Origin of the sequence: Saccharothrix sp. 6-C (genome assembly GCF_016695385.1) — a bacterium.
In the GTDB taxonomy this organism is placed as follows: domain Bacteria; phylum Actinomycetota; class Actinomycetes; order Mycobacteriales; family Pseudonocardiaceae; genus Actinosynnema; species Actinosynnema texasense.
The window spans coordinates 4,606,457-4,623,593 of the sequence record NZ_CP064192.1; the positions used below are offsets into that span (position 1 = coordinate 4,606,457).

The 17,137-nt window shown below is 72.0% G+C and carries 10 protein-coding genes and 1 tRNA gene; 4 read left to right on the forward strand and 7 right to left on the reverse strand.

Features of this window, described 5'->3' with window-relative positions; translation table 11 throughout:
• Positions 1 to 93: 93 nt before the first annotated feature.
• Positions 94 to 1,806 (reverse strand): hypothetical protein, encoded by a 1,713-nt coding sequence (locus tag IOD16_RS19210; RefSeq protein ID WP_201435511.1) that lies wholly within the window; start codon positions 1,804 to 1,806, stop codon positions 94 to 96.
• Between the two features lie 140 nt (positions 1,807 to 1,946).
• On the opposite strand from IOD16_RS19210, the gene IOD16_RS19215 reads away from it, so the two are divergent.
• Entirely contained in the window at positions 1,947 to 2,468 is a 522-nt protein-coding gene (locus IOD16_RS19215) for an AMIN-like domain-containing (lipo)protein (RefSeq protein ID WP_201435512.1), read from the forward strand.
• A 98-nt stretch (positions 2,469 to 2,566) separates the two neighbouring features.
• On the opposite strand, the gene IOD16_RS19220 is transcribed toward IOD16_RS19215, so the two are convergent.
• On the reverse strand, positions 2,567 to 5,476 hold the full coding sequence (locus IOD16_RS19220) for an AfsR/SARP family transcriptional regulator (protein ID WP_201435513.1): 2,910 nt from the start codon (positions 5,474 to 5,476) through the stop codon (positions 2,567 to 2,569).
• 442 nt (positions 5,477 to 5,918) lie between these two features.
• Here IOD16_RS19220 and IOD16_RS19225 point away from each other — a divergent pair, with 442 nt between their 5' ends.
• The 3 genes from IOD16_RS19225 to IOD16_RS19235 all read left to right on the forward strand — a co-directional run bounded on the left by IOD16_RS19225 (position 5,919) and on the right by IOD16_RS19235 (position 9,157).
• Positions 5,919 to 7,382 (forward strand): FG-GAP repeat domain-containing protein, encoded by a 1,464-nt coding sequence (locus tag IOD16_RS19225; RefSeq protein WP_201435514.1) that lies wholly within the window; start codon positions 5,919 to 5,921, stop codon positions 7,380 to 7,382.
• Positions 7,383 to 7,934: 552 nt separating this feature from the next.
• Positions 7,935 to 8,429 (forward strand): NUDIX hydrolase, encoded by a 495-nt coding sequence (locus tag IOD16_RS19230; RefSeq protein ID WP_236594212.1) that lies wholly within the window; start codon positions 7,935 to 7,937, stop codon positions 8,427 to 8,429.
• A 254-nt stretch (positions 8,430 to 8,683) separates the two neighbouring features.
• Positions 8,684 to 9,157, forward strand: a complete 474-nt coding sequence (locus IOD16_RS19235; protein WP_201435516.1) for a hypothetical protein — start codon at positions 8,684 to 8,686, stop codon at positions 9,155 to 9,157.
• 373 nt (positions 9,158 to 9,530) lie between these two features.
• On the opposite strand, the gene IOD16_RS19240 is transcribed toward IOD16_RS19235, so the two are convergent.
• The 5 genes from IOD16_RS19240 to IOD16_RS19260 all read right to left on the reverse strand — a co-directional run bounded on the left by IOD16_RS19240 (position 9,531) and on the right by IOD16_RS19260 (position 17,126).
• On the reverse strand, positions 9,531 to 10,982 hold the full coding sequence (locus IOD16_RS19240) for an amidase (protein WP_201435517.1): 1,452 nt from the start codon (positions 10,980 to 10,982) through the stop codon (positions 9,531 to 9,533).
• A 171-nt stretch (positions 10,983 to 11,153) separates the two neighbouring features.
• The gene (locus IOD16_RS19245) at positions 11,154 to 13,457 is read right to left on the reverse strand and encodes a hypothetical protein (RefSeq protein ID WP_201435518.1); all 2,304 of its coding nucleotides are present in this window, start codon (positions 13,455 to 13,457) and stop codon (positions 11,154 to 11,156) included.
• A 22-nt stretch (positions 13,458 to 13,479) separates the two neighbouring features.
• A tRNA-Arg gene (locus IOD16_RS19250) sits at positions 13,480 to 13,551 on the reverse strand.
• Positions 13,552 to 13,658: 107 nt separating this feature from the next.
• Positions 13,659 to 14,192 (reverse strand): AAA family ATPase, encoded by a 534-nt coding sequence (locus IOD16_RS19255; RefSeq protein WP_201435519.1) that lies wholly within the window; start codon positions 14,190 to 14,192, stop codon positions 13,659 to 13,661.
• A 114-nt stretch (positions 14,193 to 14,306) separates the two neighbouring features.
• Positions 14,307 to 17,126, reverse strand: a complete 2,820-nt coding sequence (locus IOD16_RS19260) for an AbfB domain-containing protein (protein WP_201435520.1) — start codon at positions 17,124 to 17,126, stop codon at positions 14,307 to 14,309.
• Between the last annotated feature and the right edge of the window lie 11 nt (positions 17,127 to 17,137).

A 17,137-nucleotide genomic window follows, 5' to 3' on the forward strand; every position in this document is an offset into this window, starting at 1 on the left:
ACGGCCGGCCCGGCGACCTGCCGAGCACTGCGACAAACGTCCGTCCTCTGTCGACGGACGGGCACCGGTTACCCGGTGATCGGCCCGGGGCGGTCACGTCGACAGTCCGAGGTGGAATCGCAGAAGGCGCGTTTGCTCGGATCCGAGGATGGGTTCCGCCTCCGCCAGCAGTGCGGACAGTTCGTCCGCCCGTGGTCCTCGGGGGACGGAGTACGCGGTCGCGGCGTCGTGTCTCAGCCAGTCGGCGAGGTCGGTCCGGGCGTCGGCGGCGATGGCGTGCCCTGGGTCGTTGACGAGGTGCAGGTCGACGCTGATCCTCGTCCACGGGCCGTGCGCGCGGAGAAGGCGGTAGGCCGCCACCTGGACGTGGGGCGGATGCGGTCGACCGAGCAGCGGTCGCAGGGAGCGCTCGTCGAGGCTGTCCGACTGGTGGAGCAGGGAGAGGGTGACCTGCCGCGTCACCGAGCCCGCCGGGTCGGCGAGCAGGGGAAGGAGCAGTTGCGGTGACGTGTGACCGCGTCGCCGCAGTGCGCGGACCGCTTCGGCGCGACCGCGTGACGAGGGGTGGGCCAACCACAGCCGGAGCAGATCGGCGTCGGAGGAGGTGCCGGTTTCGCCGAGACCGGCGATGACCGAGGGGTCGGGTGGCTGTTGCTCGGCGAGCAGCACCCGGTACCGCGTGGCCGGGTCCGTGCCGGCGCCGCGTACGACGGCTTGTGCGGTCGCGCGCACGAGTGCGCTGCGGTCGGCCAGTGCCTCGGCGGCGGGGGCGACCTCGCCCGCAGCGGCCAGGGCGCGCACTGCTTCGGCGCGGACCGCGGCCGTTCCACTGGTGAGCAGCCGACGGGGTACGTCACGGTCGCCGGTCGCCCTCGCCGCGCGGATGGCAGCCTCCGCGCACATGATCCGGATCGGCAGGTCGGTGTCGGTCGTCGCCGCACGCACCAGCTGGTCGATACCGAGCCGACCGGTGTCCAGCCCGATGGCGTGCGCGACTCGTCGGGTGCGCCAGTCCTCGGCCGCCAGCGCGGCGGTCAGGGCAGCGGGCGGGCCGTCGCGGAGCAGGGCCTCCAAGGCGGCGGCCAGCCAGCCGCCCGCCTGCCGGGCACGCAGGGCAAGGGCGACCGGCGCCAGGAAGGTGACCGCCTCGGTCGGTGCGTGGTCGAGATGCCGTCGGCACGCCCGGCGGGCACGGTCGCGGACTTCGGGTACCCAGTCCGCCGCGCGGAGGGCCAGCGCGGGCAGCGCGATGACGTCATCGAGCTCGGAGAGCGCGGCCACGGCCGCTTCCCGGACGAACCCGTCCGGGTGACAGGCCGCGAGCAGCAGTTCCAACGGTCCGGGGTGATCGGCGGCAACGCGGCGGGCCGCGCCATCAGCCCATGCGGAAACGTTCCACCGGCCGCGTCGACCGGAACCGTCCAGCACGAGCCACAGCCGCGGTTTCGCCCCGACCAATGCCTGTTCCGTGCGCGCGACCAGGTCCAGGTCACCGTGACGGCCGACCGCGAGCAGGAACGACGCGAGGTCGTCGACAGCACCGGCTCGTCCGCCCGTCACACCGTCGACAGCGTGGTGGAGCTGCTCGAGGCTGGGAACCGTCGACGGTGCGTCCGCCGGAAGGTGCGCGGCACCCGACAACCGGACGAGGCGTTCGCGCAGTCGCCGGATCAACCAGTCACCGGTGGCCTTCACGGCTCTCCCCTCGTCGACGGCGACACAACCGCCGCACTCGACACGCCCGGACCATCCTCCCGGCAGCCGCGGCCGCGGGCACCCGGTTTTCCGGCTGGTGCGGGTGCGCACACGCCGATCAGCGCATGACTGCGGAAGTGCTGCCGTGCGGGTGAATTGCCCGGCCGCACCGGCGATCGGACAACCCAGGTGCCTCGCCGCGCGTCCCGATTCGCGTCGGGCGACAGGCCCGGGGGGAAGAGGGGAAGATCATGCGCAGAGTCGCGTTGGCGGTCGCCGCCGCGCTGGTGGTGCTGTCGGTGGTCCCGGCGACCGCCACCGCCGCCGCCTGTGAGCCGGTGGACTGGGGATCGAGCCTGAAGACCGCGGTCAACGGTTCCGGGGGCACCGTGACCGACATCCGTTCCGGGCAGCACGAGTGCTTCGACCGGCTGGTGATCGACACGCACCTGGCCGGTGGCGGCTACTACGTGCGCTACACCGACGAGGTCACCCACGTCGGGTCGGGTGAGCCGGTCCCGCTGCGGGGTGGTGCGAAGTTGTTCGTGATGGCGTATTCGCCGTCCTACGACGAGAACTTCGACCCGACCTACACACCCGCGGACCCGGCCGAGGTCGTGGACGTGACCGGCTACCGCACGTTCCGGCAGGTCGCCTGGGCCGGTTCGTGGGAGGGCACCACGGACCTCGGGTTGGGTGTCCGCGCCCAGCTGCCGTTCCGGGTGTTCACCCTGCCGGACCGCATCGTCGTGGACGTCGCCCACCAGTGGTGAGCCGTGGTGGGATCGCCGCCGAGGCGATCCCACCACCCGCGGAAGACCGTCGCGTTGCGCCGCCCGGGGTCGTCGGGTGCCGTAAGCGGGCAGGTCCGCTACGCCAGTCCGGCACCACCTGTCCCGGCCGCCGCGTTGCCGCCGGGTCGCCGTCCGGTCGAGTTCTTCTTCCGGTTGGTGGTGGCACCGCCGAGGTCGTCGAGTTGCCGCTGCACTCGGGCGGCGTCGTCGTCGCGGCCTTGTTGTCGGTAGAGGCCCAGGGCTTCTTGCCAGACGGCGCGGGCTCGGGTGGGTTGACCGAGCGCGGAGTAGGGGTGTCCGAGGTGGTCCAGCGTGTCGGCGGTTCCGGCGGTGTGGCCGAGCGAGCGGCGCAGGGTGAGGGCGTGCCGGTAGTGCTGGACGGCTTGGTCGTGACGTCCCGTGCAGTGGTCGATGTAGCCCAGGCTGGTCAGGGCGGACGCCTCGCCGTGGGCGTTGTGGTGCTGCCGGTGCACGTCGAGGGCGGCTTGGCAGCGGTCACGGGCGGTGGCGTGGTCACCCAGCTGTGCGGCGTACCAGCCCATCAGGTTGAGCGCGGTGGCTGCCCGACCTGGCTGGTCGAGCCTGCGGTAGAGGTCCAGAGCGTGCTGAGCGTGCCCCGATGCCCGCCGGTAGTCCTTCCGCCGGCCCCAAGCCCACGCGAGAGCCTGATGGGTGTAGGCCGACTGGACCGGGTCGTCGTGGTGCCCGGCCAGCTCGAGGGCTCGGTGGAGGTTGGTCAGGCCCTCCTCGTGCTGCCCCAGCGCGGTGTGGGCGCGGCCGAGGTGCCGGTGGGCGCGGATGCGGGTGGCGGGGTCGGGCAGGTGGTCGGTGACCTCGGCCGCGGTCTGCCACACGGCCAGCTCGTCGTGGCGGTGCCCGCGTCGCAGGTGGAAGGTGGTCAGGGTCCAGGCCAGGTGCCACACCGCCCAGTGGAGGCCGCGAGTCGCCGCGGTGCGCTGCACGGCCGGCAGGTGGCGGTGGTGGGTGTCCAGCCAGGACAGCGCGGCCGAGGGGTTCGGCAACGGGTGGGGCCGGCTGCCGGAGGCGGGCGGGTCGAGCCGGACCGGCGCTCGGTGGGGGTTGAGGAGGCGGTCGGCGGTGTGGGCGGTGTGCAGGTAGAAGTCGACGACCCGCTCCAGCGCGGCCTGCCGCACCGGTTCCGGGAGGGTGTGGTGGGCGGTGGCGGCGACGTGGTCGCGGACCAGGTCGTGCATCGAGTAGCGACCGCCGGGTGCGTGGGTGATCAGCGACGCGTCGACCAGCCCGCGCAGCACGGCGTGGGTGTCGCGTCGGGGTAGTCCGATGAGGCTGGTGGCGGCGGGCAGGTCGGTGTCAGGCCCGGGGGCGATGCCGAGCAGGGCGAGCGCGACGCGCTGCTGCTCGGTGAGGCGGCGCAGGGACCAGGACAGGACGGTGGGCAGGCTGGCGTCGGGGTCGTCGGAGTCCAGGGCACCCAAGCCGTGTTCACCGAGGTCGGTGACGACGTCCTCCAGGAGGCCGGGGTCGGAGCGGATGCGGGTGGCGATCAGGCTGAGTGCCAGGGGAAGCCTGCCGCACAGCGCGATCAGCTCGCTGAGCGCCCACTCGGCTTCGGCCTTGACGCGGGAGTCACCGAGTGCGGTCACCAGCAGGGCGCGGGCCTCGCTGTCGGTCAGCACGTCGACGTGGACGGGATGGGCGCCGTGGCGGGTGAGCAGGGCAGGCAGCCGGTGGCGGCTGGTCACCAGGACGGTGCAGGTGGTCCCACCGGGTAACAGAGGGGTGACCTGGTTCGAGTCGACGGCGTTGTCCAGCAGGATCAGCAGGTGCTTGCCGGTGGTGTGGGTGCGGTAGAGAGCGGCGCGGGCGTCGAGGTCTCGTGGATGGTGGTCGCGGTCGACGCCCAGTGCGGCGAGGAAGTCGGCCAGCACGTCGGCCGCTTGCTTGGGGTCACCGGGGCTGAAACCGCGCAGGTCCGCGAACAGTTGGCCGTCGGGGAAGCGGTGCCGGTTGCGGTGGGCCCAGGTCAGCGCGAGCCAGGTCTTCCCGACTCCGCCGGCGCCGCTGAGGGTGGAGATCGCCACCGCCACACTCGGGCGTGGCGAGCTGTCCTGGGCTGACGGGTCATCGGGTGCGGTGGTGAGGACGCGGTCCAGGTCGGCCAGTTGGGTCAACCGGCCGGTGAACCGCGCAGGCGCGGCCGGTAGCTGGAGGGGCACCACCGGCGATCTGACCGCGCCTGTCCCCACTTGGGCCGCGGCCAGGGCGGGGTCGGCGGCCAGGATCCGTCGGTGCAGGTCCCGCAACGCGGCACCGGGATCGGTGCCCAATTCCTCGACCAGTCGTTCCCGCACCTCCCGGTAGTGCTCCAAGGCGTCGGCGGTGCGTCCTGCCTGGTGCAGGGCGGACAGGTACTGGCCGGCGACCCGCTCGTCCAAAGGGTGTTCGGCGGCCCGCGTGGTCAGTTCGACCACCAGCGCGGGGCCTTCGCCTCGGCGCAGCCGGAGGTCGGTCAACTCGTGCTGCGCGGCCAACCGCTCCCGGTCCAGCCGCTCGCGTTCGACCTCGGCCCACTTGCCGTACACGCCTGTCAGCGCCTGCCCGCGCCACAACCCCAGCGCCTCGGTCAACAGTCGTGCCGCCTGCGCGTCGTCGGTCTGCGCGCGGGCGAGGGCGCACAGTTCGCGGAATCGGCGCAGGTCCACCAACGGCCGGGTCGGATCGGCGGTCAGGGTGTAGCCACCCGAGCGGCGCTCGATGGCCACACCCTCCACCTGCGCCAACGCCCGGCGCAGCCGGGATATGTAGCCGTGCAGCGTCGACCGCGTCCGCAGCGGCAGGTCGACGCCCCAAACCTGCTCGATCAGCCGCCCCACCGGCACGACCCGGTCGACCTCGACCGCCAGCACTGCCAACAGGCATCGCTGTTTGGCGTGCCCCAGCTCCACCGGCCGCCCATCGACGTGGACGGCCACCTCACCCAATAGGCACAGCACGCGGACTACCACCTCCTTCCGCCGTTCCCGGCGTAGGAATAGCGCCCTGAACAGGGCAGCGAAGGAACATTGCCAGCGGTTCACACGATCGGCCCCCGATGCTGACGCCCGTCGCGGTCAACCCGCCGCACCGGCGGAGGAGGACCCAGCGCCTTCCTCCCCGCGGGCACCACACAGCGAATCGCACTCATCGAGGAGAGATCGTGAACCGCCTCCAGCCCCTGCTCGTCACCCTCGGGTGGGCGACGCTCACTTCGACCACCCCCGCCGCCGCAGCGGCGCAGCCACCGGACGGGCCCGGCGACTGAACCGCCCGGAGGCCGTCACGCCCAGGTCCAGCTCGGCTCGCCGGACCTGCTCGCCCCGGTTGGCGGCTACGCAGTCCGGGCGCCGGACTTCCGATCTTCGGGCATCGCCCACGTGGGATGCCTACCTCTACCTCACGGAAAGGTCTGTGGTGAAACATTTTTCATCGCCTACGAATTCCATCGGCCGGAAAGCGGGGGCGCGAAGGAGGTGGGCCCTTCTGATCGCATCCCTGGCACTGACGGTCGTGACCGGTGCGGGAGCGGGCGGCGCCGCATCGGCCGTTCCCGCGCATGACGTCCAGTCGAACTCGAGCGGCACGGGAGGGGTGATCACCCGGGACGAGGTGCTGTCGCGAGCGCAGTACTGGATCGACCAGCACGTCCCCTACAGCCAGACGTCGAGCTACCCGGACCCGCAGGGTGTGCGCTACCGGCAGGACTGCTCCGGCTACGTGTCGATGGCGTGGCACTTGCCGAAGTTGCCCGGCGGAGGCGACTACAGCACCGCCACCATCACCCAGGTCACCAGCCCCATCGCCCGATCCGAGCTGAAGCCCGGAGACGCCCTGTGGCGGCGGGACAGCAGCGTCCAGCACATCGCCCTGTTCGTCCGGTGGGCCGACACCGCCCAGACCAAGCCGGTCGTCCGCGAGGAACCCGACTACGGCAAATTCGCCCAGGAGACCACCTGGTCCTCCTCCTACGCGAACACCTTCACACCATTGCGGTACCGCAACATCGACGTTGCGGAACCCCGGCCGGTGGACCGCACCGAAGGCGATGTGACCGGTGACGGATACGCGGACCTGACCGCGGTCGACGCCGACGGTCGACTCGTCGTGTTCGGCAACGGTCTGTTGCTGCCGGAGCACCACGGCATGCCGTTCCAGGGACGGATGTGGCAGACCGACAACACGAACTGGGGCCGGGACGCCAAGTCCATGACCGTCGCCGACGTCACCGGGGACGGATACGGGGACTTCCTCGTGTTGACCGCTTCCGGGAAGCTCCAGGTCTACGGCAACGGATCGCTCGTCAACGCCGACGGGGCGCCTTTCACCACGGTGTACCGGGAGTACCCGAACTGGGCCGGAGCCACCCACATCGCCGCCGGCGACGTCAACCACGACGGCTGGGCCGACCTGGTCGCGACGATGACCGATGAGAGCTTGCGGATCTTCTTGAACACCAAGGAGATCGGAGGCAATGCGTGGCCGTTCCGCGATGTCGGCATCACCTACCCCCGTGGCTGGGGCGACGACGTGCGTGACATCGCCATCGGCGACGTCACGGGTGACGGCTACGGCGACCTGGTCAGCATCCGGGACGACGGCACGCTGACCGTCTTCGGCAACGGCATCCTGCTACCCGGCAACAACGGATTCCCCTTCGTCAACCCGACCTGGTCGGTCAAGTCCGGTTGGGACCAGGTCGACGACACCTCCGTCAGCGACGTGACCGGCGATGGTTACGCCGACCTCATGGGGGTGACCGGTTCCGGCGAGCTCCAGATCTACGACAACGTCATCCGCAGGACAGCCGGCCAGGACTACTACCAGGTGGCCCGCTGGCGCTACACCGACTGGGTCGGCGTCCACCACATCGCCTAGTACCCCGGTCACCCCTGGCGACTGTACACGTTTCCACTGGTAGTAGCTCCTTTCCAGAGGGCTCAGGGAGTGTTGACCCCGGTAGTCGATCCTTCAGGCCGGCCATCCAGGCTGGTCCGTGGGTCGCCGCGTTGGGCCCGCCATGGAGCGGCGGGCGAAGTTCGGGCGATCGTGAGGCGATCCGTGAACGGATCTGCCTGACCGCCCGCACCTCGCCCACCGGCGGACGCGTGATCCGCCTGGACGAGTTCGGCCGCTGCACCTGAATGCCCCGCAGGGGCAGAACCTGATCTCGTTGATGAGCAATGGTTCGAGCCGTTGATGCGCGCCGCGGTCCACGAACCGGATCCGAGCTTCGTCCGGGAGCCCATCGAACCCGCGATCGCCGCGTTCAGCTCAGGCACCTCTTCGCGGCAGAGCGGTGTGTGGATCGACCCCGGCGACTGAGCGGTCCGGGTCTCCCGAGGGGCCACTCCCGACGAGCGTCCGCTTCTGCCGGCGAGGGCTCCAGTCGGGTGGTCTTCGGTACGGCTCGCTCGCCGACGCGGTTGCATGGTGACCGTGCGGCCATTCCCGATCCGCGACGGCGCGGGCAACGCGTTGACGGCGTTCCGCGGTTCCTCCGAGGCGGAGTTGCGGCGTCTGGGAGGTCGGGATGTCGTCCCGGCCGCTCTGGTGGTGGTCGAGTACGCGGGTACCGTGCTCATGGTGTTCGACGCCTGGCGTGCGCAGTGGGAATTGCCGGGTGGTGGGCGTGAGCGCGACGAGACGACGCATCGGACCGCGGTCCGGGAGTTGCGGGAGGAGACCGGCATCCGCGGGGTGAGGTTGGACGCCGTCGCCGTGGCCGAGTTCGACCTCGTCGCCCCGGACCGCCGCGAACTCCTCGCCGTCTACCGTGCCCGACTCCGGGCCGCTCCCCGCCTGCTGGTCAACGACGAGGTCCTCGACTTCCTGTGGTGGCCGCCGTCGGACCCGGTCGGCGAGCACATGAACCCACTGGATGCCGAGATCGCCAGACGCGTCGCACGGATGCCGACCGCCTGACCTCGACCGGACGGCTGCCCGTCAGTCGTGCCGCGCCGACATTCGAGCAGATGATCCTGTCTGGGGGGGTGGTCGGGGGCGATGAGGCAATGGCAGCTGTATGTCGTTACGACATTCCCCGCGGGCACGCAGGTAGCCGATCCTGACGGTGTGGTGGGTTCGGGCGCTCCGGGAAGGTCGCTTTCCGCCGACGAGGCAACGGTCGGTGGGAGCTTGACGATACGGAGGGTGGGCGGTCAAGACGGAGGAGCGCTATGGCGGGGTTGGACGTGTTGTTGGACGAGGCGGGGCGGCGGCCGGGAACGGCGACCTGTGCCGCGTTGCTGAGCGTGCTCGTCGGGGTCGGGACGCTCATCGGCGGCGTGCTCGCCGGTGTGGTGCTGTCCGAGCCGGTCGGCACGGGCTGGTTCGCCGTGCTCGCGTGGTCGGTGGTCGTCACCCAGGTCGTGGCGGCGGTGCTGTCGATCGCGGGCGGGGTGCGGCTCGCGGTCGGTGGCGGGCGGGGCGCGCTGGTCACCGGTGCCGCACTGCAACTCTTGGTCTGCGCGGGCTACCTGCTCCACGCCCTGACGGTCATGGCACCTGATGTCGGGGAACCGCCGAGCGCGGCCGTCGTGTTCGTCGCGGTTCCCGTCGCGGTCGCCACCACGGCGGCGACGGCCCTGGTGCTGGCGCTGCACCCGATCACCGGCGAGTACCTGCTCTTCAGCCGGCGCGTTCCCTCCTGACCGTCGCCGATCTCATCGCCGAGATCCGTTCCCGGCGATGTCAGGGCGCAGGTGGCCTGGCGCCTCCCAAGGGGCCGCCGCGGAAGCGGCACCAGGAGACCGGGGGCGACGCCCCCATGCCGCGGTGAAGGCTAGAGCCGGCCACCGCCAAGCCGCGATCATTGCTTCGGGTGGACGCACCCCGGCACGCCCGCGCCGGTGACGGACAGTGCTGGTCACGGGATCAGCGCGAGTCGACTTCGGCCTCCGCTCGAAGCTGCGAAACCGGTGGAGTCCGGATCACCTGGCCGTGGGAGACCGGTAGACCGCACGACATCGCACACTGCAGGCGCGCCGTTACCGGGCCAGTTCTCAAGCACCTCGCCGATCCGCCCTACTTCGGCGGTTGGAAGCCGCCGGTCTCCTGTTCGAGCAGTTCGGCCAGGCGCAGCGGGGTGCGGTCCTCGAACGCCGGACCGATGAGCTGCACCCCGACCGGCAGGCCCTCGGATGATCGGCCGGCGGGCACGGCGGTGGCGGGCAGGCCGGGCATGGTGGCCAGGCCGGCCCAGACGAGCTGGTCGAAGTACGGGTGCTCGACGCCGTCGATGTCGATGCGCCGTTCCAGCGGATCGGGGTGGTGGTCGTGCGGGAACGCGGGCGTCGGCGTGACCGGGCACACCACCGCGTCGAACTCGGCGAACAGCTGCCGCCAGCCGTGGCGGTGGACCTCGCGGCGTTGGGCCGCCTCCATCCAGTCGCGGTGGCTGGACACCATGGCGCGCAGCCGCACGGCGTCGAGGCTCCGGTCGTCCGCGCTGAGCCCGGCGGCGCGGGTCCGCAGCTGCTCGTCCGACCCGACGGGGAAGCGGGCGACGGAACCGGAGATCAGCAACCGCGTGTAGAGCGTCGCCGCTTCGGCCAGGTCGGGCAGCAGCGGGCTGTGCCGTTCGACGCGCGCGCCGCCGGCCACGAGCACGTCGGCCACCCGGTTCACGCCCGCCCGCACGGCGGCCCCGGTCGGGATGAGCGGATGGTCCTCGATGACCAGGACGCGGAAGTCGCCGAGCCGCTCGTGGCGGGCGGGCGGCAGCGCCAAGCGGTGCGCCTTGCCGAGCGTCAGCGGGTCCGGCCCGGCCATGACGTCGAGCAGGAGCGTGAGGTCGCGGGCGGCACGCGCCATGGGACCGACGACGGCGAGGTCGAAGTCGGTCGGCAACGCCGGTTCGGACGGCGGGACCATGCCGCGGCCGGCCGCCAGTCCGAGCGTCGGCTTGTGCGCGTAGACGCCGCAGAAGTGCGCGGGGGTGCGCAGCGAGCCGGCGAGGTCGGAGCCGATGGACAGCGCGCCGAACCCGGACGCCAGGGCCGCCGCCGACCCGCCGGAGGAGCCGCCTGCCGTGCGACCGCGATCCCACGGGTTGGTGGTGGTGCCGTAGATCTCGTTGAAGCTCTGGATGTCCTGCAGTCCCAACGGCACGTTGGTCTTGCCGAGCACCACCGCCCCCGCGGTTCTGAGGCGCGACACCTGTACCGCGTCCTCGGCCGGCACGTAGTCGCGGTGCGGCGGCATGCCCCAGGTCGTGGGCAGCCCGGCGACGTTGTACGACTCCTTGACCGTCACCGGAACGCCGAGCAGCGGCCGGTCCTCACCACGCGCCCGTGCCTGGTCGGCGCGGCGCGCGGCGGCCCGGGCGCGGTCGAAGTCCCGCACGCAGATCGCGTTGACCACTATGTCGTCGCGCTCGACACGGGCGATCGCCTCGTCGGTCAGTTCCACCGCTGTCACGGCACCGGCGCGCATCGCGGCGACGAGTTCTTCGGCTGTCCGGAAGCTCCATTCCATGAATTCGACGTTATCGACCAGTCGCGAAAGCCACGAAATTCCCGTTCGCGCAACAGGGGAAGCCGCTCGGCCCACCGCCGAGGACCGCCCACCGCAGGTCACGGTGTCGACAATGGGTCACTCAACCCGCACCGGCCATGAAAGCCCGTGTCGCACAACAGGACGGACGTCTCATTCTCGGCGGACCAAGAACGGGTTCGCGCCTTCGGACCAGCCGAGGAACCGCACGCCCGCGCCGCCGCGCACCGTTCCGGTTGCGGTGAAACGGCCGCCGCGGAGCACGTGCAGCAGACCTTCGACCGCCGGCTCCAGCACGGTGCCGCGTGTCTCGTCCGCCAGCCTTTCCGCGTGGGCGGACCGCACGGCGGGCTCGCAGAAGCTGAGCAGGAACAGGGCCTGCCGCCAGGCGTACGCCGCGTTCTTCACCTGGATCAGCGCCGCGTGCCGGTCGTCCGTGCGCTGGGCCTGCCTGCGGACGATCCAGTCGAACGCCTGCCGGGCGAGCCGCGGCGCGCGGTCGCGCAGTTCGTCGGTCAGGGTCAGGCCGTCGACCAGCACGGCGAGGTTGTGCGTGGTCAGGATCTGGCTCTGCTCCAGCAGCATGCCGTTCTTCACCGTGGTGCCGCCGGAGGTGCCCGCGCGTTCCCGGCACAGCGCCGTGAAGTCCGCGGTGGTCCGCTTGCCCCAGCGCAGGACGGTGCGCTGCGGCGTGGACCAGTCCGCCGGCAGGTCGTAGTAGTCGGCGTAGAGCGTGCCGGCCAGCAGACGGCTCGCCACCGCCGCGGCGTCACGCCACTTGGTGGTGAACGTGCCCATGAAGATGTCCGCGGCGACTTCCTCCACGAGCGGCAGCGCCAAGCCCGCCTGCTTCGCCAGCGCCCTCAGCTCGGTCACCAGCGGGTTCGGCAGCAGTGCGTGCGGAAAGGCGGTGAGCGCCAGCATCGTGGTCTGCCGCAAGGCGCGGCGCGCGGCCGCGGCGTCGTCCGGCTCGGGTGACCGGCAGGGGGCGAGCGCGTCCACCCAGGGCAGCTCGGTGAACCGCACCTGGTGTTCGAGGTCGAGCAGCAGCAGGCCGCGGCGACGCCGGAACGCCGTGTAGCACTGCTCGTGCAGCCCCGCCACGACCGGGTCGTCGATCGCCGCGCTCAGCAGCCGCGAGGTGAGCTGCGGCAGCACTGCCGCCAGCGTTTCGCCCGACGTGATCACGCCGAGGCGCACCAGCTCGTCCACCGGCGCCTCGAGCGACCGCGCGGCCTTGTGCACCAGGTGACCCGGCATGGCCGTGCCGAGGGGGATCTCGGCGGTCGTCTCGGCTTCGGGCACCGCGGCCGTGGCGACGTCGAGCGACGGCAGGCCGCCGTCGGCCGGGTAGCGGTCCAGCCTGCCCGCGAGCACGCCGGCGAGGGCGGCGTTGGTCGGCGCCGCGACCGCTGCCGCCTGAGCGGTGCGCCACGCGTCGCGCTGCCCCGTTCCCGGCGCGCCCCGGCGGCTCACCGTGTTCGCGATGGCGCGGCGGATCCAGCCGACCTCCCGCGCGGTGAGCGCGTCGCTGCCGTCCGGACAGGACTCCAGGGCGCGGCGCAGCCTCGCGAAGTTGTTCTTCGGGTGGGACTGCCGGCCCGTCGGGGCGTGGGCGCGGGCAGCTTCGGCGAAGTCCGCGAGCCACGTGGCCCTGGCGGTCGCCCAGTCGGCGGGCCAGGTCCGGCACGGCCACCCGCCGCGCACCGCCCCGCTCTCGTCGAGGTGCGGCGGCTCGCCGTCGACGGTCCGGCACCACAACGCGACCAGCCGGTCGTACAGCGGGTTCCACACCGTCACCGCGTCACGCATCGTGGCGATCTGCGCCGGCACCCGCGCGGAACGCAGTGACGCGGCGGCGGCCCGCACCGAGGTGAGGCGGACGGCGGAGCCCGACGGCCGGGCGACCTGGGTGAGGCGCGGCGCCAGCCGCAGCCGGTGCATCAGCGGGCGCAGTTCGGCGGCCAGGTCGAGGGCCTGCTCGGGGAAGCCCTTGTCCAGCAACAACACCAGGACGGGCAGCGCCGCGTCCTCCGGCACGTCGACCCGGTAGTGCCCGCCGCGGAGCGCGGCCAGCAGCTCGGCCTGGCCGTCGTCGCCGAGGTACCAGAGGTTGAGACGTTCCCGCTCGTTCCGGCCGGGCACGTCGTCCGGCAAGGAGGCGACGCGGGCCGACTCCTCCTCCGACAGCGGCACCTCCGCCAGGTACCGCCCGGTCGCGAAGCCGCCGTGCGCGACTTCGAGCGTCACCCACGCCGGGGTGTCGGCGACCGGGGTGCGGGAGCCGACCGTGAGCGTGCCGTCGGCCATCCCGCGGAGGACGTCCTCCCAGCGCCGCAGCTTGCGCAGCGCCCGTTCGCGGTCGGCTTCGGTGCCCGCGGAGACCGCCGCGGCCAGCGCCCGCGCCAGCTGACCGGTCGCGTATCCGGACGAAGCGGCGGGGAACTGGTCTGGCACGGCGGTCTCCACGGTTGAGCAGACATGGAGGCGGGGATCGAACCCGCGCCCTCCCCGTCCGGAGCGGGGCGATCTACCACTGATCTACTCCATGAGGCGTGCGGATCATATCGACCACGTGAGCCGGGCACATCCGATTTCGCACGACCGAGCTGTCTCGGCGCACGCGTCGGAGACGTCCGCCGCTGCCGTGAGCGGTCGTCAGGTGAGCGACGGCGGCCAGCGGTGGTCGCGCCACTCGTCCCAGGAGGCGAAGCCGGCCGGTGGGTCGTCGATCGGTTCGCTGCCGTCGAGTTCGGCCCGCGTCGGGACCTGGATGACGCCGGCCCACTCGGCCAGTTCCTGATCGGACATGGGCCACGTGGTGCCCGGCTCGTCGGCCTGGCGGCGGTCGAGCCGCCTGCGCTGTTCGACCGGGGACACCTCGAAGTAGTGCATCTCCACGCGCGCGCCGCGGTCCGCCGCCGCCTGCCGCAGGGCGGACCGCTCGTCGCGGCCCCACAGCCCGAAGTCGATCACCACGTTGCCGCCGAGCTCCAGGGCGCGCAGCCCGATCCCGATGAGCCGTCCTTCGATCACGTCGGAGGCCGCCGGCGGGTTGTCGGGCCCGTAGAGGGCCTTCACCCACTCGTCCTTGGTCAGGCGCAGCGCGTCGCGCTCGACCTCGATGCGCCGGGCGGCGGTGGTCTTCCCGGTGGCCGGCAGCCCGACCACGAGGTGGAGCGTCGGTCCCATCCCATCCCCCGTTCGCGCCCGTCGACCCGCGAGCCTACGACGCGTGTCCCCCGTCGGGCGGACCGGCCGTGGTGCGGTCCGGCCGTGGTGACGCCACCACGGCCGGACCCCGGCTCACGGCGACCAGGGGGCGGCCACCGCCCAACTGCTGTCGGCGGTGAGGGTCTGCGGTCGGTTGAAACCCGCGTCGTCCCCTGCCGCGATGTGGACCTGCGACTCGTGGTGCCGCAGGAACCACCCCGGCTTGTTGATCGACTCGAACGTCACGCCGGTGCCGCCCACGCCCGGCCGGGCGCAGAACGTGGCGTCGGCGGTGAAGAGCGCCGAGCCGTCGGCCGGCGAGTTGCGCACCCGGCTGTCGGCGTGCCGCAGGAACTGGCCCGGGAAGTTGACCGACTCGAACGAGTAGCAGGACGAGTCGGCCAGGCCGCGCCGGACGGTGTAGGTGGCGTCGGCCTTGAGCAGCGCGCTGCTGCCGCCGGTCACGACCTCGGTGTAGGCCAGGCTGTCGGCGTGCCGCAGGTACTTCCCGGTGTGGCCCCACGTCGTGACCCGCAGCGACTGGCGCACGTTCGTGGCCAGCAGCACGGAACTGCGCCACAGCGCCGGGTCGGCCGCGTTCCAGGTGGCGTCGGCGGCGAAGCCGGTCGCGGTGTCCCAGGCGTTCGGACCTCCGCTGCGGGCCAGGTACGCGTTCTCGGCGTAGTGGCGCAGGTAGGACCCCGGGAAGCTCAGCGACTCGAACGACGTGCCGCCCGCCGCCAGGCCGGGCCGCGCGCACCACGTGGCGTCCGCGGCGAACGTGCCGCCGGTGTTCGCGTCCAGCCGCACGCGGCTGTCGGCGTGCCGCAGGTAGCGGCCCGGCAGGGTGACCGACTCGAACGAGTGGCAGCGCGCGTCGGCGAGCCCGGCCACGGTCCGGAACGAGCCGTCCTGCCGCGCGCCGTCCGCGCTCGCCGCGCTGATCACGTCCGTGCGCGCGACGGAGTTCGAGTGCCGCAGGTAGCGGTCGGTGTAGCCGGGCGTGGTCACCCGGAACGACCGGACGTGCCCGAGGGTGAGGGCGACCGGGGAGTTGAGGTTGCGCGAGGCGTTGATCAGCCCGGTGTGCGCGGCGCGGACCTGGTCGGTGTCCACCTTCTGCACTCGCCGGTCGTAGGTGAGCAGGCCGTTGTACTCGCCCTCCACGTCGGTGATCTCCGTGTAGACGTACGCCGAGACGCCCTTGGTGGCCATCAGCTGCTGCACGTCGCGCACCATGCCGGTGTAGCGGTCGTCGAGCTGGGCGTTGCTCGTCACCTGCTCGTAGGCGAAGTACTGGCCGTTCGGGCTGTGCTCGTGGCCGGGGTTGCGCAGCCCGATCCCGCCGAACTCGCCGAGCACCGACACGCGGGTCGCCGACGGTCGCGGCGCGTCCGGTCCGGTGTAGACGTGCCAGTCGATCATGTCGCCGGTGCCCGGGTCGCCCTTGGAGGCGCAGCAGTTGTAGCCGCTGTGCGCGTTCACCAGCCGGGTCGGGTCGTAGTTCTTCAGGCTGGTGGTGACGCGTTGGGTCTCGGCGAGGCTCCACTCGCCCCAGCCCTCGTTGAACGGCACGTAGGTGGTCACGGCCGGCGAGAACCGGTGCTCGTCGACGATCTCCCGGGCCTCGGTCTCGAACTGGGCGACCTGCGCCGGGGTGCGGTTGGCGTCGAACGCCTGCGTGGACGGGATGTCCTGCCACACCAGCAGGCCCAGCCGGTCCGCGTGGTAGTACCAGCGGGCCGGTTCGACCTTGATGTGCTTGCGGACCATGTTGAAGCCCAGGTCCTTGTGCTTCTGCAGGTCGGAGGCCAGGGCGGCGTCGGTGGGCGCGGTGTACAGCCCGTCGGGCCAGAAGCCCTGGTCGAGCGTGCCGACCTGGAACACGAACTCGCCGTTGAGGGTCGGCCGCAGGACGCCGTCGACCACCTTCTTGCCGACCTCGCGCATCCCGAAGTAGCCCACGACCTGGTCGACGGTCGTGCCCGCGCCGTTGCGCAGCGAGACGCGCAGGTCGTACAGGTAGGGGTCGTCGGGCGACCACCGCCGGGCGTTGGGCACCGGCACCGAGAACTCGGTGAAACCGCCGGTGGCGCTGCCCACGACGCCCGACCCGGCCATCGCCTCGGCCAGCACGGTGTGCCCGGTGACGTCGCCGCGGGTGAAGACGCGGACCCGGGCGGTGTTGTTCGCCAGGTTCGGGTGGACGTCGACGGAGAACACCGACGAGACCGGTGTCGGCTCCAGCCAGACGGTCTGCCAGATGCCGGAGGACGGCGTGTAGAAGATGCCGCTGGGGTTGTTGGTCTGCTTGCCGACGGGCTGCTTCTCGCCGCGACCGTCGGTCGGGTCGTAGACGCGCACGACGATCTCGTTCGTGCCGCCGTTGAGCTGCGCCGTCACGTCGACCTCGAACCGGTCGTAGCCGCCCTTGTGCGTGGTGACCTGGACGCCGTTGACCCAGACCGTGGCCTCGTAGTCGACCGCGCCGAAGTGCAGCTGCACCCGCCGGCCGCTCCAGTTCTGCGGGACGGTGAACGTGCGGCGGTAGAACATCAGGTCGCGGTTGTCGTTGCGCATGATGCCCGAGAGCGCCGACTCGACCGGGTAGGGCACCAGGACGCGCTCGGGCAGGGTCTGGCCGAGCGGGGGCGCCGCGTACCGGTTGACGTTGCCCGCGCCGTCGGTGGCCGGGTTGAGGAACTGCCACTCGCCGTTGAGCGACTGCCAGTCGGGTCGGGTCATCTGCGGGCGCGGGTACTCGGGCAGGGGGTTGGTGGTGGACACCTGGCCGGTCCACGGCGTGGACAGCGGCGGCGTCTTCGGCACGACGGCGGCCGAGGCGGGCGCGGTGGCGGCGAGGCCGCCGAGCACGGCCAGCACGGCCGCCACGGGGGCGACGAGTCGGTGCATCGGGCTCCTTC